17 protein-coding genes and 1 tRNA gene are annotated in these 22,642 nt (G+C 72.0%); 9 read left to right on the forward strand and 9 right to left on the reverse strand.

What is annotated here, in order from left to right; genetic code table 11:
- Positions 1–50 precede the first annotated feature (50 nt).
- From FVE25_RS34350 to FVE25_RS34360, 3 genes are read left to right on the forward strand one after another with little or no spacing between them, the layout of a single operon-like run.
- Complete coding sequence (locus FVE25_RS34350; protein ID WP_157251306.1) at positions 51–878, forward strand: porphobilinogen synthase; 828 nt, start codon at positions 51–53, stop codon at positions 876–878.
- Positions 875–1,834: a ferrochelatase gene (hemH, locus tag FVE25_RS34355; RefSeq protein ID WP_157251307.1), complete on the forward strand. Its 960-nt coding sequence runs from the start codon at positions 875–877 to the stop codon at positions 1,832–1,834. The genes FVE25_RS34350 and hemH overlap by 4 nt, the downstream gene beginning before the upstream one ends.
- The gene (locus FVE25_RS34360) at positions 1,831–2,298 is read left to right on the forward strand and encodes a hypothetical protein (RefSeq protein WP_157251308.1); all 468 of its coding nucleotides are present in this window, start codon (positions 1,831–1,833) and stop codon (positions 2,296–2,298) included. The genes hemH and FVE25_RS34360 overlap by 4 nt, the downstream gene beginning before the upstream one ends.
- On the opposite strand, the gene hemF is transcribed toward FVE25_RS34360, so the two are convergent.
- From hemF to hemA, 3 genes are read right to left on the reverse strand one after another with little or no spacing between them, the layout of a single operon-like run.
- Positions 2,268–3,218, reverse strand: coding sequence for an oxygen-dependent coproporphyrinogen oxidase (hemF, locus tag FVE25_RS34365; RefSeq protein WP_157251309.1), 951 nt, complete (start codon positions 3,216–3,218; stop codon positions 2,268–2,270). The genes FVE25_RS34360 and hemF overlap by 31 nt on opposite strands.
- Positions 3,215–4,132, reverse strand: a complete 918-nt coding sequence (gene hemC, locus FVE25_RS34370; RefSeq protein ID WP_157251310.1) for a hydroxymethylbilane synthase — start codon at positions 4,130–4,132, stop codon at positions 3,215–3,217. The genes hemF and hemC overlap by 4 nt, the downstream gene beginning before the upstream one ends.
- Positions 4,129–5,322 carry a glutamyl-tRNA reductase gene (gene hemA, locus FVE25_RS34375; protein ID WP_157251311.1) on the reverse strand — a complete coding sequence of 398 codons (1,194 nt, stop codon included), beginning with the start codon at positions 5,320–5,322 and terminating at the stop codon, positions 4,129–4,131. The genes hemC and hemA overlap by 4 nt, the downstream gene beginning before the upstream one ends.
- A 100-nt stretch (positions 5,323–5,422) precedes the next feature.
- Here hemA and FVE25_RS34380 point away from each other — a divergent pair, with 100 nt between their 5' ends.
- From FVE25_RS34380 to FVE25_RS34390, 3 genes are read left to right on the forward strand one after another with little or no spacing between them, the layout of a single operon-like run.
- Positions 5,423–6,232: an ABC transporter ATP-binding protein gene (locus tag FVE25_RS34380; RefSeq protein WP_157251312.1), complete on the forward strand. Its 810-nt coding sequence runs from the start codon at positions 5,423–5,425 to the stop codon at positions 6,230–6,232.
- 11 nt (positions 6,233–6,243) lie between these two features.
- Positions 6,244–7,227, forward strand: a complete 984-nt coding sequence (locus FVE25_RS34385) for an ABC transporter substrate-binding protein (RefSeq protein WP_157251313.1) — start codon at positions 6,244–6,246, stop codon at positions 7,225–7,227.
- Positions 7,224–9,296 carry an iron ABC transporter permease gene (locus tag FVE25_RS34390; protein WP_219825753.1) on the forward strand — a complete coding sequence of 691 codons (2,073 nt, stop codon included), beginning with the start codon at positions 7,224–7,226 and terminating at the stop codon, positions 9,294–9,296. The genes FVE25_RS34385 and FVE25_RS34390 overlap by 4 nt, the downstream gene beginning before the upstream one ends.
- Here FVE25_RS34390 and FVE25_RS34395 read toward each other — a convergent pair.
- The 4 genes from FVE25_RS34395 to FVE25_RS34410 all read right to left on the reverse strand — a co-directional run bounded on the left by FVE25_RS34395 (position 9,293) and on the right by FVE25_RS34410 (position 13,961).
- The gene (locus FVE25_RS34395) at positions 9,293–10,201 is read right to left on the reverse strand and encodes a DUF2332 domain-containing protein (protein WP_157251314.1); all 909 of its coding nucleotides are present in this window, start codon (positions 10,199–10,201) and stop codon (positions 9,293–9,295) included. The two genes, FVE25_RS34390 and FVE25_RS34395, sit on opposite strands and share 4 nt — an antisense overlap.
- A 276-nt stretch (positions 10,202–10,477) precedes the next feature.
- On the reverse strand, positions 10,478–11,731 hold the full coding sequence (locus FVE25_RS34400) for a lamin tail domain-containing protein (RefSeq protein ID WP_157251315.1): 1,254 nt from the start codon (positions 11,729–11,731) through the stop codon (positions 10,478–10,480).
- A 68-nt stretch (positions 11,732–11,799) separates the two neighbouring features.
- Entirely contained in the window at positions 11,800–13,131 is a 1,332-nt protein-coding gene (locus FVE25_RS34405) for a vWA domain-containing protein (protein ID WP_157251316.1), read from the reverse strand.
- Positions 13,131–13,961, reverse strand: a complete 831-nt coding sequence (locus FVE25_RS34410) for an AAA family ATPase (RefSeq protein ID WP_157251317.1) — start codon at positions 13,959–13,961, stop codon at positions 13,131–13,133. Before FVE25_RS34410 ends, FVE25_RS34405 begins: the two co-directional genes overlap by 1 nt.
- 113 nt (positions 13,962–14,074) lie before the next feature.
- Here FVE25_RS34410 and FVE25_RS34415 point away from each other — a divergent pair.
- From FVE25_RS34415 to FVE25_RS34425, 3 genes are all read left to right on the forward strand, one after another.
- A tRNA-Lys gene (locus tag FVE25_RS34415) sits at positions 14,075–14,148 on the forward strand.
- Positions 14,149–14,798: 650 nt separating this feature from the next.
- Positions 14,799–17,657, forward strand: a complete 2,859-nt coding sequence (locus FVE25_RS34420; RefSeq protein WP_157251318.1) for an AfsR/SARP family transcriptional regulator — start codon at positions 14,799–14,801, stop codon at positions 17,655–17,657.
- Positions 17,658–17,819: 162 nt separating this feature from the next.
- Positions 17,820–19,220 carry an MFS transporter gene (locus FVE25_RS34425; protein WP_157251319.1) on the forward strand — a complete coding sequence of 467 codons (1,401 nt, stop codon included), beginning with the start codon at positions 17,820–17,822 and terminating at the stop codon, positions 19,218–19,220.
- Positions 19,221–19,237: 17 nt separating this feature from the next.
- On the opposite strand, the gene FVE25_RS34430 is transcribed toward FVE25_RS34425, so the two are convergent.
- Together FVE25_RS34430 and FVE25_RS34435 are read right to left on the reverse strand one after the other, a co-directional pair.
- Complete coding sequence (locus tag FVE25_RS34430; protein ID WP_157251320.1) at positions 19,238–20,167, reverse strand: hypothetical protein; 930 nt, start codon at positions 20,165–20,167, stop codon at positions 19,238–19,240.
- Complete coding sequence (locus tag FVE25_RS34435; RefSeq protein ID WP_157251321.1) at positions 20,164–22,641, reverse strand: Hsp70 family protein; 2,478 nt, start codon at positions 22,639–22,641, stop codon at positions 20,164–20,166. The genes FVE25_RS34430 and FVE25_RS34435 overlap by 4 nt, the downstream gene beginning before the upstream one ends.
- Position 22,642: the final 1 nt, after the last annotated feature.

Here is a 22,642-nt window from a genome sequence, read left to right on the forward strand (position 1 = left end):
GGGCGTGGTCCCGGATTTGCTCGAAGCATCGACGATCCGGGGAGGGACCCATGTCCAGCGGCATCGGCCGCCGCCGCCCGCGACGGCTGCGGCGCACGCCCGCCCTGCGCGGGCTGGCAGCGGAGCACCGGATGTCGCCGGGGGACCTCGTTCTCCCGCTGTTCGTCAAAGAGGGGATCACCGACCCGGTCCCCGTCCCCTCGATGCCCGGCGTCGTCCAGCACACCGCCGACTCCGTCCGCAAGGCCGCGGCTCGCGCCGCGGCGGCAGGGGTCGGCGGGCTGCTGCTGTTCGGCGTGCCCGCGTTCAAGGACGATCGCGGGAGCGGCGCCGACGCCGAGGACGGGGTCGTGCAGCGCGCCCTGCGCGACCTGGCCGCCGACCTCGGCGGGCGGTGCGTGCTCATGGCCGACCTGTGCATGTGCGAATACACCGCCCACGGCCACTGCGGCCTGATCCAGGACGGGCAGGTGGACAACGACACCACGCTCGCCCGCTACCAGGCGATCGCGCTCAGCCAGGCCGCCGAGTCGGCCCCCGCCGGCGGCGACCGCGCGGGCCACCAGCGCTCGCCCGCCAACGCCGGGGAGGCGCTCCGCGAGGTCGCCCTCGACCTGGAGGAGGGCGCCGACGCCGTCATGGTCAAGCCCGCGCTCGGCTACCTGGACGTGGTCCGCCGGGTGGCCGACGCGGCCGACGTGCCCGTGGCCGCCTACCAGGTCTCCGGCGAGTACGCGATGCTCGAGGCCGCCGCGGCGCACGGCTGGCTGGACCGCCGCCGCGCCGTCGCCGAGTCCCTGCTGTCGATCCGCCGCGCCGGCGCCGACCTCGTCATCACCTATTGGGCCCTGGAGGCCGCGGAGGAGCTGCTGCGATGAGCACCGGCATCGTCATGCTGAACATGGGCGGCCCGTGGACACTCGGCGACGTCCGCCCGTTCCTGCGCCGCCTGTTCGCCGACCTCGACATGCTGCCCGCCCGCCGCGTGCTCGGCCCGCTGCTCATCCGGGCCAGGCTCGCCCGCGTCACCCGCCAGTACGCCGAGATCGGCGGCGGCTCCCCGCTGCGCGACTGGACGGAACGCCAGGCCAAGGCTCTGACCGCCGAACTGGACGAGCTCTCCCCCGCCACCGGCCCCCACCACGCCTACCTGGCCTTCCGCTACGCCGAGCCGGGCGCCGCCGCCGCGCTCGCCGCGATGCGCGCCGACGGTGTACGGCGGGCCGTCGCCTTCCCCCAATACCCGCACTACTCGGTCACCACGACCGGATCGAGCATGGCCGACCTGTGGCGCACGCTGACGGCGATGGGCATGGAGGACGCCTTCGAGTGGACCGTCATCGACCGCTGGCCGACCGAGCCCGCCTACGTGGCGGCACTGGCCGAGACCGTCCGCGAGGGCCTGGCCGCCTTCGACCGCCCGGACGAGGCGACGGTGCTGTTCAGCGCCCACTCCCTGCCCGAGCGCATCGTGGCCGCGGGCGACCCGTACCCGGTCGAGACCCGCGCCACCGTCCGCGCCGTCATGGACCACCTGGCCGTCCCCAACCCGCACCTGCTCGCCTACCAGTCCAAGGTCGGCCCGATGCCGTGGCTGCGGCCCGGCACCGAGGCCACGGTCGGGGACCTGGGCGCGCGCGGCGTGAAACGGCTGCTGATCGTGCCCGTCTCGTTCACCTCCGACCACATCGAGACCCTGTGGGAGCTCGACGTGGAGGTCGCCGAGGCGGCCGAGCGGGCCGGCATCACCCACTACCGCCGGGCGCCCGCACTGAACGACCGCCCGTCGTTCACCGCGGCGCTGGCCCGGATCGTCGAAAAGAGGATCACATGAATGACAAGGAAGCCGCGTTCCGCGCCGAGATGCGCGACCGGATGGCCCGCTACCTGGAGCTGCGCGACACCGTCGGCGAGCGGGCGGCCCGCGAGGAGCTGATGGCCGGATACCCGGCCCGCCAGCGCGCCTGCATGGCCCCCTACCTCGACAGCTCCAGCTCGCTGACCGAGGCCATCGCCAAGGTGCTGCCCGTCTTCGAGGAGATGGGCCTGCAGGAGGAGGTCGTGGACTGCTCCACGCCCGAGCGCGAGTGCGCGCTGGTCGTCACCCGCACGTGCCTGTGCAAGGCGGCCGCCGAGGACCTCGGCATCACCGACCCGCCCTCGCTGCACTGCGAGCTGTCGGTCGAGGCCACTTCGCGCGCCTTCGACGACATCACGGCCGAGGTCATGCTGCGGCAGGTGCGCGGCGCGCACGCCTGCGCCCTGCGCTACATCCGGCCCGTCTCGACGGACTCCTGACCGGCCACCGGCCCCCGAGGCAGCCGCGGCCCCGCCCAGTCGCGGGGCTGCAGGAGCTCGGCCACCGCGCTCTCCGGGCTGCCCGGCTCGGGGATCAGCTCGAAGCCCCAGCGCGCCAGGGGCGGCATCGACATGAGGATCGCCTCGATGTTGCCCCGGGTCTGCAGCCCGAACCGGGTGCCCCGGTCGTAGACCAGGTTGAACTCGACGTAGCGCCCGCGCCGCGCCAGCTGCCAGTTCCGCTCCCGCGGGCCGTACGGCATGCGGCAGCGCCGGTCCAGGATCGGCAGGTAGGCGGGCCCGATGGTGGCCAGCCCGTCGGCGACCAGCGCCCGGCAGCGCCCGAACCCGCCGGGCCCCTCCTCGCTGATCCGGTCGAAGAAGACGCCGCCCACCCCGCGCATCTCGCCCCGGTGCGGGATCGTGAAGTACTCGTCGCAGGCGGCCTTCCACTCCTCGTAGCTGGCGCCGGGATGCCGGTCGCACCAGTCGCGCAGCGTGCGGTGGAAGTGGGCGGCGTCGTCGGCGAAGCCGTACATCGGGGTGAGGTCGCAGCCGCCGCCGAACCACCAGTCGAGGCCGGGCACGCTGAAGAAGCGGAAGTTGGCGTGCATGGCCGGGGCGTAGGGGTTGCGCGGGTGCAGCACCATCGAGATGCCCGTCGCCGCGTACGGCAGGCCGTCGGTGTGCGGGAACGTCTGGACGATCGTCTGCGGGACCCGCTCGCCGTGGATGAGCGAGACGTTGACGCCGGCCCGTTCGAAGACGTGCCCGCCCTCCAGGACGCAGGCCCGGCCGCCGCCCAGCGTGCTGCGCTCCCACTGGGCCGGCCGGAAGCGCCCGCCCTGGTCGTAGTCCTCGAAGACGGCGACGAGCCGGGACTGCTCGGCGCGCAGCAGCGCGTGCACCTCGTCGATCATCTGCTGGGTTCCTTGTCCAGGAGCAGCGCGGCCAGGTCACGGCCGATGCGGCAGGCGTCCTCGATCGGGCCGGTGTGCGCCGCCCTGACCCTTCTGTCGGCCAGGACGGCCTCGAGCGTGAGCGTTCCGTCGTCTCCTGGCGTGGCCAGCGCGCCGACCGGGGCCGTGCAGCCCGCCTGCAGCGCGGCCAGCAGGCTGCGCTCGGCGGTGGCCGCCGCCCGCGTGGGCGGGTGGTCGAGGGGCGCGAGCGCGTCGATGGCCCGCAGGTCGCCGGCCCGGCATTCGACGGCCAGCGCGCCCTGGGCGGGGGCGGGGAGCATGATCCCGGGGTCGAGCGGCAGCACGCCGGCGGAGCTGAGGCCGAGCCCCAGCCGGTCCAGCCCGCCGGAGGCGTGGGCGCGGCCTTGGGTGTTCGGAGCGGTCAGGCCGAGGCGGTCCAGGCCGGCCAAGGCCAATACCAGCGCGTCCACTTGGCCGTCGGCCAGCTTCCGCAGCCGGGTGTCCACGTTGCCACGCATCGGGGCCACCACGACATCGTACGCCTGCCGTACCTGAAAGGCCCGGCGTGGCGAACCGGTGCCGACGCGGGCGCCGGCCTCCGGCACGCGGCCGGGACGCAGCACCAGCGCGTCACGCGGATCGGCGCGCTCGGGGACGGCGGCCGTCACGATCCCGGGCATCGGCGCGGTCGGCAGGTCCTTGTAGGAGTGGACGACCACGTCCACCTCGCCGCACAGCAGCGCCTCGCGCAGCGCGGTGGTGAAGACGCCGGTCGCGCCGATGCGCTCGATCGGCGCGTCGGTCCGGTCGCCGGCCGTGGTGATGCCCACCAGTTCCACGGGTACGGTCAGCCGTTCCGCCACCCAGCGTGACTGGACCATCGCGAGTCTGCTCCGCCTGGTGCCGAGCCTCATGTCGTCTCCTCAAGGCCGTAGAGGTGGGCCAGCGCGTCGAGGTAGCGCGCCCCGCCCGGTGTGGCGGACAGCCGCTTGGCCCGGATGGTCGGTTCGTGCAGCAGCCGGCCGGCGACGCGGCGGATGGCGGTCTCGGTCTCCCGGCGGGCCCGCTCGTCCAGGCCGGGCAGGCGGCGGTGCAGGCGGACCACCTCGTCGGCGACGACCTGCCCGGCCTGCCCGCGCAGCGCGGTGATCAGGGGTACGGCGGCGCGCTCGTGGCCCTCGGTGAGGTGGGCGGCCACCTCCTCGGCCACGATCGCCCTGGCCCGCTCCACCTCCTCCGGCAGTCCCCGTCCGGCCAGATGCCTGCCCAGGTCCTCGATGTCGGCGACCCTGACGCCGGGCAGCGTCCGCACCTCGGGCGCCACGTTGCGCGGGAGGCCGAGGTCGAGCACGAAGGCCGGTCCCGTCACCCGGCCGGCGGTCACCACGGGCTCGGGCGCGCGGACGGCGGTGACCATCAGATCGCAGCGGGGCAGCGGCCCTTGGGACAGGTCCCCCGCGACGACGCCGCCCACCTCGGCCGCCAGCCTGTCCGCCGCCGTCCTGCCCCGGTTGGCGATGAGGATGCGGCCCGCGCCCAGCGCACGGGCGCGCCTGGCCACGGCCCGGCCCACCTCGCCCGCCCCGATGACCAGCACGGCCCGGCCGGCCAGCCCGTGCAGGTACCGGACGGCCAGGTCCATCCCGGCGCCGGCCAGCGACAGGCCGGCCGTACCCAGGTCCGTCTCGGCGCGGACCCGGCGACCGGCGCGCAACGCCGTACGGACCAGACGGTGCAACTCGGGGCTCATGCTCTCCGCGGCCGCGCGGACGGCCCGCCGCAGCTGCCCGGCGATCTCGCGCTCTCCCAGCGCCATGGACTCCAGCCCGCCGGCGACGGAGCACAGGTGCTCCACGGCGCACACCTCCCGCCGCACCAGCGGATGCCAGTCGAGCGCCCGCTCCAGGGCGGCCGGGGCGCGGGTGTCGCCGTCGGCGTAGAACTCCAGCCGGTTGCAGGTGGCCAGCAGGAAGACCCCGTCCACGCCGGGCGCGTCGCGCAGCCGTCGCAGCAGGTCAGGACGTTGTTCGTCCGGTACGGCCAGCCGTTCGAGCACCCCGATGGGCACGTGCTCGTAGGTCAGTCCCGCGCAGAGAATCGACACGCCTGACGGTAAAACGGCGGCACCCGGGATTTCACGTCCGCAATTCGGATGACAGACCCCGAACGTTGACAAAGTTGAAGGTTAGCCTAACCTAATCTCCGTGACCGGGAAGATCTCGCTGGCCGGAGCCGACCTCCGCCTCAGCTACCACGGAGCCTGCGTGGTCGAAGAGGGCCGCATCAACCTGCCTCCGGGCCAGGTGACCGCGCTGGTCGGCCCGAACGGCAGCGGCAAGTCCACCTTGCTGCGCGCGCTGGCCAGGCTGCACCGGCCCGACGCCGGGACGGTGTGCTTCGGCGACGGCAGCTCCGCCCTCGACCTGTCGGCGCGCGACTTCGCCCGCCGGGTGACGCTGCTCGCCCAGAGCCGCCCCACCCCGAGCGGGGTGCAGGTCCGCGACGTGGTCGGCTACGGCCGCCACCCGTACCGGGGCCGCTGGAAGGCCGGGGACCCCGGCGGCACCGAGGCCGTGGCCCGCGCGATGACGCTGACCGGCGTCAGCGCGATGGCCGAGCGTCCGGTGGACGAGCTGTCGGGCGGCGAGCTGCAGCGCGTGTGGCTGGCCACCTGCCTGGCGCAGGACACCGCGGTCCTGCTCCTGGACGAGCCCACCACCTTCCTCGACCTGCGCTACCAGGTCGAGCTGCTGGAGCTCGTCCGCGACCTGGCCGACGAGCACGGCGTCGCCATCGGCATCGTGCTCCACGACCTCAACCAGGCCGCCGAGATCGCCGACCGCGTCGTGCTGCTGCACGGCGGCAAGGTGCGGGCCGACGGCCCGCCCGCCGAGGTGTTCACCGAAGAACTCCTCAGCGACGCCTACGGCATCCGCATCGACGTCACGCACGACCCCCAGACGGGCACGGTGCGCACCCGGCCGATCGGCCGGCACCTGCCCGTCACGACCTGACAGGAACCACCATGCTCTCCCTGCGCAGCGCCCTCGTGGCCCTGGCCGCGATCGCCGCTCTCAGCGCCTGCGGCACCACCGAAGCCCCCGTCGCCGCCCCCGCCTCCTCGGCCCCCTCCCCGAGCTCCACCCCGGTCAGCGTCACCGACGGGCGCGGCAAGAAGATCGACCTCGAGCGTCCGGCGGCCCGGGTCGTCAGCCTGGAGTGGGGCGAGACCGAGATGCTCGCCACCCTCGGCGTGATGCCGGTGGGCGTCGCCGACGTCAAGGGGTACGGCACCTGGGTGACCTCCGCCAAGCTCGACGCGAGCGTCAAGGACGTCGGCATGCGCAACGAGCCCAGCGTCGACTCCATCGCCGCCCTCCAGCCCGACCTAATCGTCATGGAGTCCGACGACGCCGCGCTGGTGGGCCAGCTGGAGAAGTTCGCGCCCGTCCTGGTGTTCAAGGGCAGCGACGCGTCGGGCAACCTCACGCGCATGCGCGCCGACCTGAACCTGCTCGCCACCGCGGTCGGCAAGACCGCCGAGGCGCAGAAGGTCCTGGCCGACTTCGACGCCGCCATGGCCGACGCCAAGCAGAAGATCGCCGCGGCCGGCGGCGCGGGCAAGCCGTTCGCGATGGCCGACGGCTGGAAGGAAGGCAGCACGATCTCGGTGCGCCTGTTCGGCAAGGGCGCGCTCGTCTCCGACGTGGCCGAGGCCGTCGGCCTGAAGAACGCCTGGTCCGGCAAGGTCGACCCCGTGTGGGGCCTCGGCAACACCGACGTCGAGGGCCTGACCGCGCTCAAGGACCCCGGCACCCGCTTCTTCTACAGCGCCTCCGACGGCGACGACGTCTTCGCCGACGGCCTGGCGAGCAACGCCATCTGGAAGTCGCTGCCCTTCGTCAAGAAGCAGAACGTCACCAAGCTGCCCGACGGCATCTGGACCTTCGGCGGCCCGCTGTCGTGCAAGCAGTATGCCGAGGCGCTGGTCAAGGCATACACCACTTGAGCACGCTGACGTCCGCGGAGGTCCCGGTCACGCCGTTGCGGCGCGTCGGGACCGCCGGGGTCTTCCTCCTCGCGCTGGCGGCGGTCGTCCTGCTCGCCGCCGTCCACGTCACCCAGGGCAACGCCGACGTCGGCGCGCTGGACCTGCTGTCCGGCGTGCTCGGCGGCAGCGACGAGGGCGCCCGGGTGCTGCTGGCCTCCCGGCTGCCCCGGCTGCTGGCCGCGGTGGCCGTCGGCGCCGCGCTCGGCGCCGCCGGCTCGCTCATGCAGTCGATCGCGCGCAACCCGATGGCCTCCCCTGACACGCTGGCCGTCAGCGCCGGCGCCTACCTCGCGGTGGCCGCCGCCGCCGCGTTCGGCCTGTCGCTGCCCCTCGCCCTGTCCGGCGGCCTCGCCCTCTTCGGCGGCCTGGCCGCCGCCGCGCTGGTCCTCGCGCTCTCGGGCGGCGGGCGCACCGGCACCACCCGGCTCATCCTCGCCGGCTCCGCCACCGCGCTGGCGCTCGGCTCCCTCACCAACCTCGTCATGATCCTCTTCGAGGAGGCCACCCACGGCCTGTTCGCCTGGGGCAGCGGCTCGCTCGTGCAGAGCGACCTGAACGCGGTCACCCAGCTCGGCCCGCTCATCGTGGCCTGCCTGCTGGCCGCCATGGTCGTCGGCCCCAAGGTGGACATCCTCGGCCTCGGCGACGACACCGCCGCCGTGCTCGGCGTCAACGTGCGCCGGTTGCGCCTCTGGCTCACGGTGCTGGCCGTGGTGCTGTCGGCCGCGGCCGTGACGATCGCCGGCCCGATCGGGTTCGTCGGGCTGTGCGCGCCGGTGATCGTCCGCCTGCTGCCCAAGTCGATCCCCGGGCTGCACCGCAACCGGTCGCTGCTGCCGCTGTCGGCCCTGGCCGGGGCGATCATCGTGATCGGCTCCGACATCCTGCTGCGCGCCCTGCTCGGCGCCCAGGCCGGCGTGGACGTGCCCCCCGGTGTGGTCACCACGCTGCTCGGCGCCGGCGTCATGATCTGGCTGGCCCGGCGCTACCGCGACGCCGGACCCACCCGGCAGCCGCCCGCCGTCCGCACCGTCGCCGCCCGCTCCCGCCGCGCCTACCTCGTCATCGTCGCCGTCTGCCTCGCCCTCCTGGCCGCGGCGCTCGTGCTCGGCATGCTGGGCGGCGACCGCTGGCTGCTCACCGGCGACGTGGCCAACTGGCTGCAGGGCCGTACCGGCCGGGCGCTCACCTTCGTCCTGGACCAGCGCTACCCGCGCGTGCTGGCCGCCGTCCTGGCCGGTGCCGCGCTGGCCGTCGCCGGCACCGCCGTACAGGCCGTCTGCCGCAACCCGCTGGCCGAGCCCGGCGTCCTCGGCGTCACGGCCGGCGCGGGCGTCGGCGCGATCGCGCTGCTCGCCTTCGTGCCCCTGGCCGGGGTCTGGTCGATGTCGGCCGTGGCCTTCGCCGGCGCCCTCGCGGCCTTCGCCGTCGTCTACGGCCTGTCGTGGCGCGGCGGCCTGAACTCCGACCGCCTCGTGCTCATCGGCGTCGCCGTCCAGGCCGCGTGCACCGCGGTGACGATCCTCATCATCGTCAAGTCGAACCCGTGGAACACCGCGATGGCCCTGACCTGGCTGTCCGGCTCCACCTACGGACGGCTGCCGGTCCAGTTGATCCCCGTGGCGCTGGCCCTGGTCGTCTCGATCCCGCTGCTCGCCTGGCTCCGGCGCGACCTGGACCTGCTCTCCCTGAACGAGGACACCCCGCGCGTCCTGGGCGTCCCCCTCGAGCCGGTACGGCTGGCCGCCCTGGGCGCCTCCGTCCTGCTGACCTCGACCGCGGTCTCGGCCGTGGGCGTGGTGGGCTTCGTCGGCCTGATCGCGCCCCACGCCGCCCGCGCCCTGGTCGGCGCCAGGCACTCCCGGGTCCTGCCGGTCGCGGTCCTGCTGGGCGCGGTCCTGGTCAGCCTGGCCGACACCCTGGGCCGCACGGTCATCGCCCCCGCCCAGGTGCCCGCCGGGCTGGTGACGGCGCTGATCGGCACGCCCTACTTCGTCTGGCTGCTGTGGCGGTCCCGGGCCCGCTAGATCCACTCCAGGAGCTGGCCGTGTGAGCCCGTGCGCGCGACGGGCTCGCCGTCCAGGAGCAGCGCGAACCTCTTGCCGTCGATGACGGCGGGAGCCTCGTTGGAGATCCAGCGGACGGGCAGGCGGCGCATCGTCCCGGTGAAGCGCCGCCGGTCCGCCGCGGTGAGGTAGGCGAGCACGGCGCTGTGGAAGACCACCGTGGTGGCGCCCTCGGGGGCCTGCGCGACCAGGTCCTCGACCGTGTCGTTGAGGTCGCCGCGGACGATCCTCGGCGGATCCGCCCGGACGATCTCGATCGCCGCCCGCAACCGCGCCAGCCGGTCTCCCTGCTCGGGCCAGACGAGCGCCTCCAGCCAGCGCCGCTGCTCGGGGTCGGCGAGATCGACCGGGTTGAGGTCGATCCCGGCCCGCCACGCGACCTGCGGTAGCTGCCGGGGAATGACGGCGTTGGTACGGCAGGGCAGCACGACCGGGCTGTCCGGGCCGAAGGACGGCTGGCCGTTGTAGGCGTAGCGGTATTTGTCGGGGAACAGGCAGAGCCCCGCGGAGGCGCCCACCTCGATCAGCGCCAGCGGCTGCGGCAGGCGGGCCAGCAGCGGCATCAGGGTCGCGCACCGGCCCGCCTCGTTGGTCTGGGTGCTCCTGGCGAGCATGACGGCGGTGACGCCAGGCCAGTGGGCCGTGGTCCAGGGGAGGAAGGACTCGTCCACCGGGCCGTCGAGGAAGCGGACGGCGCCGAAGAGCAGGTTGGGCTGGCGTTTGGGTTCGGGCAGGGCGTCGAGGAGAGCCAGGAAGTCAGGATTTTTCGCGATTTCTTCGCATCGGGCGGCGTAGCTGGGTGAACTGCCTTGGGCAGCTATCCGGCCGAAGCGCAGGTATCGTTCAGCCGTGGTGCTTTCGGACATCCCAATCACAGGGGTATTCGTACCACTTGGCCGGTCTGCGTGGGTCGTTCCGCTTGGCCGGTCTGCGTGGGTCGTTCCGCTGGCCGGTCTGCATGGGTCGTTCCCCTGGCCGGTCTGCGCTGGTCGTTCCGCTTGGCTGGTCTGCGTGGGTCGTTGCGGTGGCGCGTTCGTCCGACGTGAGAAGCGACCCCCACGACCTGCGCCCGCGCACGTCGGCGGGTGGCGTGGGGGTGGCTTCGCCGTACTTTATGGGGTTTGCCTTTCTGGGGGGTGCTGTCAGCGGCCGAAGCCGATCGTGCGGCCGGACACCACCTCGTCGAGCTTGTAGGCGACCTGGTCGATCAGCACGCCCGAGCCGTCCGTCAGGATCAGCGTGTCGCCCTGGTTGCCGAGCTGCACCGCGCCACCCAGCGTCACCTGCAGGACGTCGCCGCCCCCGAGCGTGCCGGTCAGCCTGTGCCGGCCGCCCGCCGCGTCCAGGATCGCCCAGTGGGTCAGGTCCACGGTGGCGGCCGTGGTGTTCAGCAGCGTGACGCGCTCGTGGCCGCGGTCGGTGCCCGCCGGGTCGGGCAGCGCCGCGATGATCAGCACGGCGCCGATCGCGGCCGGGCGCGGGCGGATCGGCGCGCCGGGCGGGGCCGGGTCCGGGCTGATGATGAAGTCCTCCGGCCAGGCCGTGAGCTGGATCTCGTGCCCGGTGGCGCGGACGATGTCGTGCATGTTGCCGTACTCGCCCCTTTCCAGCAGGAAGAGCTGGTCGTCGCGGTTGACCGGGTCCTCGCGCAGCCAGGCGTCGAAGCCGTCCAGCGTGGGGCGGCCCGAGGCCAGGTAGGGAACGAGCCTCCTGAACAGCTTCGGCCAGATCACGAGCTGCTGGAGCGCGGCCAGGTCGGCGATCTTGGCGGTGGCTTCCGGGTGGCCGGTCGAGCGGGGCCAGATGCCCGCCTGGTCCGCGCGGGCCGCCCTGGAGGTCCCGGCCAGGTGGACGCGCAGGCTCGCGGGCAGCGTCGCGTAGAAGGCCGGGAAGGCCAGGCCGGTCTTGAGCAGGTGCGCGTTGACGGAACGGTCCACGGTCTCCTCGTCCAGGAAGACCGCCGACCCGTCCGTGCCCGGATGCTCGCCCGCGTAGGCGAAGGCGATCAGGCGGCCGTTGCCGTCGATGCCGTTGGACAGCACGTGGCCGCGGATCGTGTCCTGGTCGGCCGACTTGATCTTGTTCGGCATCTCGGGGAAGAAGATCACGTTGGTGAAGCCGAGCAGGCGCAGGAGTTCGTCGCGGGCGGCGTTGGCGCCGGCGAGTTCCTGGTGGGTGTCGCCGAAGTGGGTCTCCAGCGCGTCGATCGCCTCCAGGCGGGTGGAGATGCCGCGGGCGTTGATCTGCGGCGGCGTCCCCGACGGGCGGCGCAGGCCCTCGACCAGGGCGGGGGTGTCGGGTCTGAACTTGATCGTGTCGCCGTCCGGCTCCGGGCCCTGGCGGGGAAGATCGGGGTAGCGGATGACGAACTCGCCTTTGAGTAGCGTGTAGCTCATGGGGCCCCCTCGGCGGGACTGGGTGTCTCTCACGGAAAATAACGCGAGGTGGGCCTAGATGTCGCTATTTATGCGAGAGTCTCGATGAATGCTGTCAGCTGCTGGACATTTCTGCATTCGTGCATGGGAACGACTCCCGCGTAGGCGGATGCGATGGAGTCGCCGGTGTCCCACTGGTGGCGGGGCTCGGGGTTGAGCCAGTAGGCGTGGCGGGCGCGATCGGCCAGGGTTTTGAGGGTGTCCAGGGCCGGGGGCTGGTAGTTGCCGCGGGCGTCGCCCAGGATGAGGAGCGAGGTCTTGGGCCCGACGGCGTCGCCGTACCGGTCGAGGAAGCCGTCGAAGGCGTGTCCATAGTTGGTCCTGCCAAACCGCACCATATCCGACTTATTGGCCAAGTTGGTCATTGCTTCTGCTACGTCGGTGCCTGGTGCGAAAAATCGTGTTATTTCATCCACGCGATCCACGAACCCGAACGCCCGCACCCTCGCAAACTGCTCACGCAACGCATACGTCAGCAACAACGTGAAATGCGCGAACGACGCGACGGAGTCGCTCGTGTCGCACAGGATCACCAGCTCCGGCCGATGCGGCCGCGGCGGCTTGAACACCGTCGTCAACGGCACTCCCCCGCTCTGCAACGACGCCCTGACGGTCCGCCGGAAGTCCAGCCGCCCCCTGCGCCCCCGGCGCTGCTTGACCGTGAGCCGCGCCGCCAGCCGCCTGGCCAGCGGATACACCTCCCTCCGCAACCTCGCCAGATCCGCCTTGGCCGCCCGCAGAAAGTCCACCTGATCCAGTGGCGGCTTGACGCTCGCCCTGGCGATCCGCTCGATCCCCGAGTCCTCGGCGATGCGCCGCCGCACGTCCGCCGCCACCGCCTCCTGAAACCGCGCGATGTTGGCGTTGACCCGCTGCCTGGCCGCCTTCTCCGCCAGCCCGCCCCGTTCCCGGCCCGCGAGCACCTCCTGGAGAATCCGCGCCATGAGCGTCTCCGGCGACAGCTCCCGCAGCACGCTGTAGCTGAACCAGTTCTGCCGCCCCGGCCCCGCCGCCTGCCGCCCGAACCGCTCGACCATGGCCCGGGCGAACTCCGTCATCTCCGCGTCGCTCGACTCGACCAGCAGCTCGGCCAGCCGTACCCGAGGATCATCAGGACCGCTGTCATGGACCGACACCCCGACAACAGCGGGAAACCACAGGTCGAACAGCACATCGAACCCGGCCCGGTACCCGGGCTTCTTGATCAGCGTGGCCGCGTAGGCCGCCCGAAGCGTCTCCCGCTCCCGCAGATCGATCACCCGCAACGCCCGAGCCGCATCCAGCCCCTCGGCCAGCGAAACCGGCATCCCCGCCTCGCGCAACGCGTGCACGAACCCGACATGCCTCTCCACCAGCGACATCACAGCCCAAGCTCCTTGACGGCCCGCTCCTGATCGGAGCGATGCTTGAGCACCACCCCCAGCGTCCCGGCGACCGTGGCCTCATCGAGCTCCTCCCGCCCGAGCGCCAGCAGCGTCCGCGCCCAGTCGACGGTCTCGGCGACGGACGGCGCCTTCTTGAGCTCCAGCGCCCGCAACGTGGCCACCGTCCGCGCGAGCTGCTCAGCCAGATCCGCCCGGATCCCGGGCACCTGGGCCAGCACGATGTCCCGCTCCCGCTCGGCCGACGGATACTCGATGTGCAGATAGAGACACCGCCTCTTGAGCGCCTCCGACAGCTCCCGGGTCGCGTTGGACGTCACCACCACGTACGGCCGGCGAACCGCCTCAATGGTCCCCAGCTCCGGAATCGTCACCTGGAAGTCCGACAACAACTCCAGCAGCAGCCCCTCGACCTCGACATCCGCCTTGTCCATCTCGTCGATGAGCAGCACGGTGGGCCCGGTGGCCCGGATGGCCTTGAGCAGGGGCCGCTCGAGCAGGAACTCCGCCCCGAAAATATCCTCATCGGTGTTGGTCGCCTGGATCCTGAGCAGCTGCTTCTTGTAGTTCCACTCGTACAGGGCGCGAGCCTCGTCCAGCCCCTCGTAGCACTGCAACCGCACCAGCTCGGCTCCCGTGGCCTGCGCCACCGCCTTGGCCAGCTGCGTCTTCCCCACCCCCGCCGGCCCTTCGGCCAGCAGCGGCTTCTCCAGGGCACCGGCCAGGTAGACGGAGGTGGCGATGGCGTCGCCGGACAGGTAACCGGTGCCGGCCAGCCTGGCGGACACGTCGGCGGGCGATGCGAACATGGCACTCCTGGGGTTCGGGCACTGAGGCTTGGGCCGAACTTTATTCTAATCGGAGGGCGGGGCGGGTATCGATTCGCGCTTGGTGGGCAGGACCGGTATATTCCTCTCTGCACGCGCCGCTAGCTCAGTTGGTTAGAGCAGCTGACTCTTAATCAGCGGGTCCGGGGTTCGAGTCCCTGGCGGCGCACCCCGATGAAACCCCAGTTCAGTTCGCTGAGCTGGGGTTTCTGGGTTCTCGGAGCGGCCCTGGAGGGCGAGCGCCGTCCCGCCGGCGCCGGTGATGGCCACGGTCGTCCCCACCGGAGGCCGCGGCTGACATATTCCGCCCGCGCCTTCGGGTTGGCTCTCGGAACGGTTCCATTCTTTGGCACCTCGCCGTGCGAGCCCCGTCCACGGGAACGTGCGTGCGCGCCGCCATCCGGTAACCAGGCAGCCCGTCATCCCCAGAGGCTCGCCGAATAGTCCAACCAGGATAGGCGTCACGCAGCCGCCGCAGGTAAAGCATCATGATTTGCCCGCGCCATTCTTTTCGACTAAGCCTCGGCAGACCGTCGATGACGACGTCCGCCAGATGCCGGTCGAATTCCCACCACAGCGAGCGGTACCCGTCCGGGTCCGCCCCCCGCCGCGGCCGATGACATGCGCCGCTGTGCGGGTCACGCCTGGTTGCTTCATGTCTTCTTTGCCCCTCGATGATGATCAGTGTTCGTATTGCGATCGTTTGCCCATGGCCCACAGAAGATTCGATCTACATTTTTTCTACATAAATTCCCGACATGCGCGATATCAGGAAAATTCGCCTTGTTTATATGAGGCTTCGATGTCATAGTGGCGCCCATGGCGGCCGATCAATCGACCACGAATGATGCCAGCGCCGCGCAAGGCGAGGGTGACGCCTTCTCGGATCATTTGCGGGTGGGGTTGCTGGGGCCGGTTCTGGCCTGGCGGGACGGTAGCGAGATCAGCCTGGGCGCGGCCAAGCAACGGGCGCTCATCTCGGCGCTGGCGTTGAACGCCGACAAGAGTCTCAGCCATCCCTGGCTGATCGAGGCATTGTGGGGCGACGACGCTCCCGAGACGGCGGTGCAGAGCCTTTACACCTACGTCTTCGAGTTGCGCAGACTGCTGGAGCCGGCCCGCCCCCATCGCTCGGCCAGGCTGCTGGTGTCGGAGAACGCCGGGTACCGGCTGCGGCTGGATCCGGAGCGGGTCGACGCGGTCGCCTTCCCCCGGCGGGTGGCGCAGGCCCGGCAGCTTCTGGCCGCCGGACGCCACGAGGAGGCGCTGGAGGAGCTGGAGTCGGCGCTGGAGATGTGGCGGGGCAACGCCCTGACCGGAATTCCCGGCCCATACGCGGAGGCGCAGCGCATCCGTCTGGAGGATGTACGGCTGGCCGCGCTCGAGGAGCGAGCCCAAGTGCTGCTGGCCACCCGGCGGCACGAGGAGGCGGTCGCGGAGCTGGCCGGCCTGGTCAAGGAGTTCCCGCTGCGGGAGAAGCTGCACAGCCTGCTGATGATGGCCTTGTACCGGTGCGGGCGTCAGGCGGAGGCGCTGGAGCACTACACCCTGGCGCGGAGCCGTCTGGTGGCGGAACTGGCCGTGGAGCCGGGCAAGGACCTGCGAGGTCTGCATGAGCGGATCCTGCGCGGCGATCCCGCCCTGGACTTCGCCGCCGACCCCCTGCGGCCGGCCCGCGCGCTGCCAGTCGTGCCTCGGCAGCTTCCCTCGGACGTGCCGGACTTCATCGGCCGGTCTGCCGCCCTGGCTCGCCTGGAGGAGATGGTCGCCCGCCCATCCCCCGCGCCGGTGGTGATCTCGGGGATGGGCGGGGTCGGCAAGACCGTGCTCGCGGTGCATTTCGCCCATCTGGTGGCCGACCGGTTCGCCGACGGTCACCTGTTCGCCGACCTGCACGGCTTCGACCCGGCCCGGGAGCCGACTCCGCCTGGAGAAGTGCTGGGCCACTGGCTGTGGGCGCTGGGCGTGTCGCCCGCGCTGATCCCCGACGAGCTGGACGCCAAGGCCACGTTGTTCCGCAGTCTCGTGGCGGACAAGTCGATGATCATCATCGTGGACAACGCGCGCTCGGCCGGTCAGGTCCGGCCGCTGCTGCCCGGTTCGGCTTCCTGCCTGACGCTGGTGACCTCCCGGCGGCGTCTGACGGGGCTGATCGCCCGCGAGGGGGCCAGGGACATCGGCCTGGAGGCTTTCGCCCGCGCCGAAACCGTGGCGCTGCTCAACGCGGTGGTGGGCGACCGGGTCGCGGCGGAACCCGCTGCGGTGGCCACCATCGTCAAGCTGACGGGCGGGCTGCCGCTGGCGGTGCGGATCGCCGGAGCGCGGACGGCGCTGGGATCGGCGCGGACGCTGCACGGCGTCGCGGACCGGCTGGCGGCTGACCGCGGCCTGGACGCCTTCTCCTTGGCTCCCGGCGACGACGCCGCAGACCTGCGCGCGGTGTTCTCCTGGTCCTTCCGGGCGCTGGGGCCGGCCGCCGCCCGCTTGTTCCGCCTGATCGGCCTGCATCCGGGCCCGCTGCTCACCGCCCCGGTCGCGGCGGCGCTGGCCAGGACCAGCCTGGCCGCGGCTCACCAGGCGCTGGATGCCCTCAGTGAGGCGCACCTGGTCCAGGAGAGCGGCCCCGGCTGCTTCCGGCTGCACGATCTGATCAGCGCCTACGCGGTTGAGCTGGCCGAGGAGCTGCCGCCGCGGGAGCGGGCGTCGGTGACCGAGCGGATGCTGCGCCACTACCTGCACACCGCCCACGCGGCGAGCCTGTTGCTGATTCCGCCGGGCGGGGTGTCCCCGCTCGGGCCGCAGTCGTCGGCCGGACCCTTCGCCTCGCGCGCGGAGGCGCTCGACTGGTTCCGCATCCATCTGCCGAACCTGGCGGCCGCGGTGCCGCTGGCCGCCCGGACCGGGTACGACGAGATCGCCTGGCAGCTGCCGCTGGTGGTGTGGGAGTACCTGCTGCTGACGAAGCCGTGGACGGCGTGGCTGCCCGCCTACCGGGTCGCGTTGGAGGCGGCGACCCGGGTCGGCGACCGGGCGGCCGCCGCCTGGGTGCAGCATGATCTCGCCTTCGCGCACAAATGCCTGCGCCACTTCGGGGAGGCGTACGTCCTGTTTCAGCAGGCGCACCGCACCCGGCACGAGATCGGCGACCGGTGGGGGCGGGCGTGGAGCCTGATGGGGATGGGGACGGCGCTGTCCAGCATGGGCCGTCACGCGGAGGCCATCGTCTGCCTGCAGCCCGCTCGCGCCGTGTTCTCGCAGGTGGGTAACACCTATGGCGAGTCCATGACGTTGATCGGGTTGTCGGAGGCGTGCAGCGCGATGGGCCGCTATGAGGACGCGCTCGCCTTCGCCGTACTCGCGCTGGAGGAGCATGCGCGCCAGGACGGCCAGCTCGGGATGGGGTACGCGTTGCACTGCGCCGGTCACGCCTGCCGTCTGCTCGGCCGGGACGGCGAGGCCGTCGGCTACCTGGAGCGGGCGCTGGAGGTCCGGCAGCGAATGGGCGACCGGTGGGGACGGGCGCAGACCCTGAAGGTGCTGGGCGAGCTGTTGTGCGATGGCGGCCAGGTGACGATCGGTGTTGATCTGCTCCATCAGGCGCTGCGCACCTTCAGTCAGGTCAGCGACCCGCTCGCGGAGGACATCTGTGCCTTTCTCGCCGCTTCCGACTACAGGTGAGCACACGATCACGGTCGACGGCACCGGTACGGCTCACGCGCGTCGCCGGCGGGATACGTGTCCGCCGGCCCGCATAAGGAAGACAGTTCTGCGGTACCACCTCCCCGCACGTTCCCTGAACCTGGCAACGCAGTGGTAGCCGTATGCCGACAAGGAGTTCCGATGACCGTTTCAGGGCGGGTCCCCTCTCCCTCCCGGCTGTTACCGACGCTGATCCTCGCCGTCGTCGCCTTCCAAGTCACCCTCACCATGGTCACGCCCGCCCTTCCGGCGATAGGTGCCGGACTCGGCGCCGATCCCGGCGCGCTCGGCCGTGCCCAGGCGCTGTATGCGATCGCCGGTGCCGTCGCCACCGTGGCGCTGCCGCTGTCGGACCGGTTCGGCCGCCGCAGCGCGCTGCTGCTCGCGCTGGCCACCGGCGCGGCCGGGTCGTTGCTGAGCGCCCTGGCCTCGGAGCCGGGCTTGTTCACCGCCGGACGCGTCCTGCAGGGCATCGGCGTCATCGCGCTGCCGCTCGCCACGCTGGTGATCCACCGGCACGTGCCCGAGCAGCGCTTCGGCCGGGCACTGGGCTGGCTCGGCATGGTCAGCCTCGGCGTCAGCGGCGCCGACACCCTGCTGGCCGGGTGGCTGGCCGACACCTACGGCCACCGCGTCCTGTTCTGGATCATGCTCGCGGTCCAGATCGTGGCCGCCGTTGCCGTTGCCTGGGTGCTGCCCGCCGAAACCCTCGATCGCACCGTCCGCCCTGACGCCATCGGCATGACCGTTCTCGCGCTCGGTGTGGCGTCGCTGCTGACCGGCATCTCCTTCAGCCAGTCGAGCGGCTGGACCTCCCCGCTCGTCCTCGGCGCCTTCCTGATCGGGCTGCTGCTTCTGGCGGTGTTCCCGGCGGTGGAGCGGCGTGTGGAGCGACGCGGACGGCACCCCCTCATCCGCCTGCGGCACCTGCGCTCCCGCAGCACCTGGCCGCTGCTGCTGGTGCCCGTCTTCGGCATGGGCGCGCTGGCCGGACTCGCCTACTTCATCGTCCCTCTGTATGCCCAGCACCCCCGCGGCCTGGGTCTGTCGGCGCTGGAATACGCGCTGTTCATCGGGGTTCCGGCGGCTGTGCTGGTGGTGCCGTGCGCGCCGCTGGCGGGGATGCTCGCCCCGCGCATCGGCTGGACGCGGGTGCTCGTGCTCGGTGTGGCCGTCATGACCGTCGCAGCCATCGCACTCACCGCCACGCTCCCGATCCTGATCGCTGTGATCGTCTTCGCCGCCCCGCTCGGCGCGTGCTTCTTCGGCGTCACCGGAACCGCCGCCAACGGCCTGTCCGTCCTGCTGTCCCCACAGGAGAATCCGGCGTTCCTTCCCGGCATGCTGCAATGCTCCATAGCCGTCGGCGGCGCGGTCGGCTTCTCCGTCGCCGCCTCCGTCCTGACCGGGCTGGGCACGGGCCAGGTCGCGTTCACCGTCGCCGCCGGAGTGCTGGCGGGAATGGCGGCGCTGGCGGTGATCGCCGCGACGCTCGTGCCGAGCCCCGAAACGGCTCCGTCGCAAGCCGCGCCGGCCCGTTGAACACGTGATGCCGGCGTTCAGCCGGTGCCGCGGGGTGTGATGCGGATGGTCACCGTGCGGTTGCGGGTGTCGTCGCGATAAGGCCCTTCGCGCTGGTCGCCTGTGGCCAGGGTGAAGGCGGTCAACGGCAGGTGGCCGGCGGCGGCGAGCGCCTGGGCGACCGCTTGGGCCCGGGCGAGCGCCACGGCCGAGCCGCCTTTGGCGGGCCCTCCGGGTACGGCTACCGCATGGCCGATCACGGTGATCGCCATGCCACGCCCGGGCAGGCGTTCGCCGATCCGGCCGAGCAGTGCGCGACGGCTGGGGATGGGCCGGGTGCCGTCTGGGAGGAACAGCCCGTTCGTGAAGGTCACGCGCAGGCTGCCGCCGTCTCGGCGGACCCGGACGCCCGGTATGGTCAGCCGGCGCTTCGCCCGGTCGAGGGCCTTCGCGCGCCGCTCGTCACGGGCCACGCGGATCCACCGCTCCGGCGCGTCCGGTACGGTCACCTGCCGCGACGGAGGGGACGCCGGTGCGCGCGCGTCGGCGGGGACGGACGGGCCGGAGGCGTTGCCGATCGCGATCAGGACGCCTGCCGCCAGCACGGCGACCGCTGACACCCCGGCCAGGGCGCTCCGTGCCGGACGCCAGGGCGCGAGCGCGGCTCGCCGTCCGGCGGTGATGTCGGCGATGGTGCGCCGCCCCGCAGCGGCAGCGCCCCCGAAGACGCCGGAGGCGCCGGCCTGAAGGCGGGACCAGCACGCGTCCGCTTCGGTGAACTCGCCGCGCTGAGCGTGGACGCGGGCGAGCAGGTCCAGCGCCGCCGCGTCCGCCTCGCCGGCGACGTCGAGCTCGCGCAGCAGCCGCAACGCCTCGTCCAGGTCGCCCGATCGCGCGCTGGCGCGGGCCCAGTCGAGGGTGATTTCCGTCCGTACGGCCCGCAGCGCGTCGGGTCTGGTGGTGTTCACGATTTCTGCACTCCGAGAACGGGGTTTTCCCGGGCATCCGGCGGCAGCAAGCGGAAGAGCCGCTCGTTGACGCCGCCCAAGGCGGCCAGGTCGCCGGCCGCCATGGCCTTCTCACCCTCGTGGATCAGGGCGTCCGCCTTGGCGGCGGATCGCATGGCGGCGCGTTCCTGCCGCAGGTAGCAGAAGAGCTTGACCGGCCAGTCCTGGCCCCGCCGTTCCAGATCGATGATGAGCGCCCCGGTGCGGTCGATCAGCTTGCGGATGGCGGCCGGATCCTCGGCGTCGATCGCGTCGTCCGCGCGGCGGCGCAGGTCGGCTGCCTCCTTGCGAGCCGCCGGACTGCTGGTGCGCTGGAGGAGCGTGTCGAGTTCGTCGAGCATCGCCCGCAACTGGTCGATCAGTTCGGGCAGGATCAGCACCTCCTCGATGTCGTCCATGTCCGCCTGGAGGTTGCGCAGGCGGTCCTCGGCGACACCGGCGGCGCCGACGTCCACGGAAGCGGCGTTCACCTGCTCGCGCAGCGTCTCCATGTCCACCTGGGCGAGGGGACGCCTGGCGGATTCCGAACCGCTCGCGTCGACGTCGGCGCGCAGCCTGCCCAGCCGGGATTCGGCTTGCTGGAGCCGTTCCTCCAGTTCCCGCGCCGAAGGGGTGCCGACGTTGTCGAGGTCGATCTCGGCCTCGAACTGCGTCTGCACCAGCGGCACGTCCGCGACCACGGTCACCAGGCTCGACATGTCGACTTCGAACGTCACCTCGACCTCCGTGCCCGCGGGCAGATCGATGTGCACGTCCTGGGGCCGGATCTCCAGCATCCCCACCTGGCGGTTGCGGTCGCCGCGGCTGCTTTCTCCCTGCACCACGGGGATGCGGATGACGACGTCGGCGTCCTTGCGGTGCAACGCGCCGGAGGTACGGAACACCTCGCGCACCCGCGCGGGCAGGGTCGCGCCCTTGCGCAGCAGGGGTGCGAAGGCGCGGTCGGCTTGCTGGATGCCCAGGGAATGGGTCAGCGTGACGCTCGGCACCTCGACGGGGCGATGCATGATCGTCAGCGTGTCCGGCGCGATCTTCTGGCGGCTTCCCGTGCTGTCCAGCAACTCGATGCCGAACCGCGACGTGGTGTCCGGGTCGATGTCGACATCGGTGATGAAGGCTCCCTTGGCGTTCGGCGTCACCCGTGGCGATCGATAGGGCGGCTGCGCCCGCGGGTTGTCGAACACCAGCGAATAGGCCGTCCAGTCGACCGGCTCGGTGCTGCGCAGCTCCCCGGCGACGGCCGGGCGGGTGGTGGTGACGACGGGCGCGTGGGTGAAGGAGACGCTGAACGCGCCGGCCGCCGGATCGTGCTCCTTGGGCGGGCGCCGCAGGGTGCCGGCCAGGATGGCGGCGCCGCGGGCGACGACCGTGGTCGGGTCCACGCTGTAGTCGAGCTCGATGCCCAGGCCGTGCCGCGGGTCGGCGAGCCGTTCGCGCAGACCCGGCATGAGGGTGACGCCGCCGACCAGCACCAGGCGGTCGATGTCGGCGGGAGTGAGCCCGCCCTCGGCGAGCGCGTTGTGGCAGAGGTTGATGGCCCGGACGTACTGGGGCTCCGCCAGGTCGTCCACCTCGCCGCGGCTGATGGTGTGCCGGAACGTGCTCTGCCGGCCATCGGCGTCGTTCAGCTCGGCCATGACGAGGGCCGTTTCGGACCTGGAGAGCCGGATCTTGGCCTTCTCCGCCGCCTGCTTCAACTTGCCGAAGCTGACCCGCCAGGCCGGATTGTCCCGGCGGAAGTCACCGAGCCCGAGCTGGCGGCTCACCTCGGGCGCGAGCAGCCGCTCCACGATCACCCAGTCGATCAGCTTGCCGCCGAGGTAGGGGTCGCCGGCGTGGTTGAGCACGCGCAGGTCGCCCTCGCGCTTGCTGACGATGGCGGCGTCGAACGTGCCGCCGCCGAAGTCGAACACCATCCAGTACCCCTGCTGCACCGACTCGTCGAAGCCGTAGGCGACGGCCGCCGCGGTCGGCTCCTGCACCAGCGGGCAGGCCGTACCCAGGCCGGCGAGCATCGCGGCGTTCTTGGTGGCGTTGTTCTGGTTCAGGGTGAACGCCGCCGGAACCGTGATGACCGCGGCGTCCGGTTCCGTGCCGTAGACGTGTGCCACGTCGTTGCGCAGCGACTTCAGCACCTCCGCCGACAGCTCCGACGGGCTGAGCGACACCCCGGCGTTGGCGAAGGTACGGCCGGCGTCGGCCCGGCCCATCTCCAGCTTGAACTCGGCGGCGCAGTCGTCCGGATCGCTCTCCATCCGCTCCCGTGCCGGCCGGCCCACCTCGACCGTGCCCCGCTCGGGGATCCACACCGCGGACGGCGTGGTGTCCCAGCCGTCGTTGTTCTTGATGACCGTCGTGCTGCCATCCTCCTCGACGACGGCGATGGCGCTGTTCGTGGTCCCGAGGTCGATCCCGAAATCGATGGTGTCACTCATG

This window comes from Nonomuraea typhae, from assembly GCF_009760925.1.
GTDB lineage: Bacteria > Actinomycetota > Actinomycetes > Streptosporangiales > Streptosporangiaceae > Nonomuraea > Nonomuraea typhae.

Coding starts and splice junctions, on each gene's coding strand:
- FVE25_RS34350 (WP_157251306.1), top strand. CDS start 51: ATGTCCAGCGGCATCGGCCGCCGCCGCCCGCGACGGCTGCGGCGCACG.
- hemH (WP_157251307.1), top strand. CDS start 875: ATGAGCACCGGCATCGTCATGCTGAACATGGGCGGCCCGTGGACACTC.
- FVE25_RS34360 (WP_157251308.1), top strand. CDS start 1,831: ATGAATGACAAGGAAGCCGCGTTCCGCGCCGAGATGCGCGACCGGATG.
- hemF (WP_157251309.1), bottom strand. CDS start 3,218: ATGATCGACGAGGTGCACGCGCTGCTGCGCGCCGAGCAGTCCCGGCTC.
- hemC (WP_157251310.1), bottom strand. CDS start 4,132: ATGAGGCTCGGCACCAGGCGGAGCAGACTCGCGATGGTCCAGTCACGC.
- FVE25_RS34385 (WP_157251313.1), top strand. CDS start 6,244: ATGCTCTCCCTGCGCAGCGCCCTCGTGGCCCTGGCCGCGATCGCCGCT.
- FVE25_RS34395 (WP_157251314.1), bottom strand. CDS start 10,201: ATGTCCGAAAGCACCACGGCTGAACGATACCTGCGCTTCGGCCGGATA.
- FVE25_RS34400 (WP_157251315.1), bottom strand. CDS start 11,731: ATGAGCTACACGCTACTCAAAGGCGAGTTCGTCATCCGCTACCCCGAT.
- FVE25_RS34405 (WP_157251316.1), bottom strand. CDS start 13,131: ATGTCGCTGGTGGAGAGGCATGTCGGGTTCGTGCACGCGTTGCGCGAG.
- FVE25_RS34410 (WP_157251317.1), bottom strand. CDS start 13,961: ATGTTCGCATCGCCCGCCGACGTGTCCGCCAGGCTGGCCGGCACCGGT.
- FVE25_RS34420 (WP_157251318.1), top strand. CDS start 14,799: ATGGCGGCCGATCAATCGACCACGAATGATGCCAGCGCCGCGCAAGGC.
- FVE25_RS34425 (WP_157251319.1), top strand. CDS start 17,820: ATGACCGTTTCAGGGCGGGTCCCCTCTCCCTCCCGGCTGTTACCGACG.
- FVE25_RS34435 (WP_157251321.1), bottom strand. CDS start 22,641: ATGAGTGACACCATCGATTTCGGGATCGACCTCGGGACCACGAACAGC.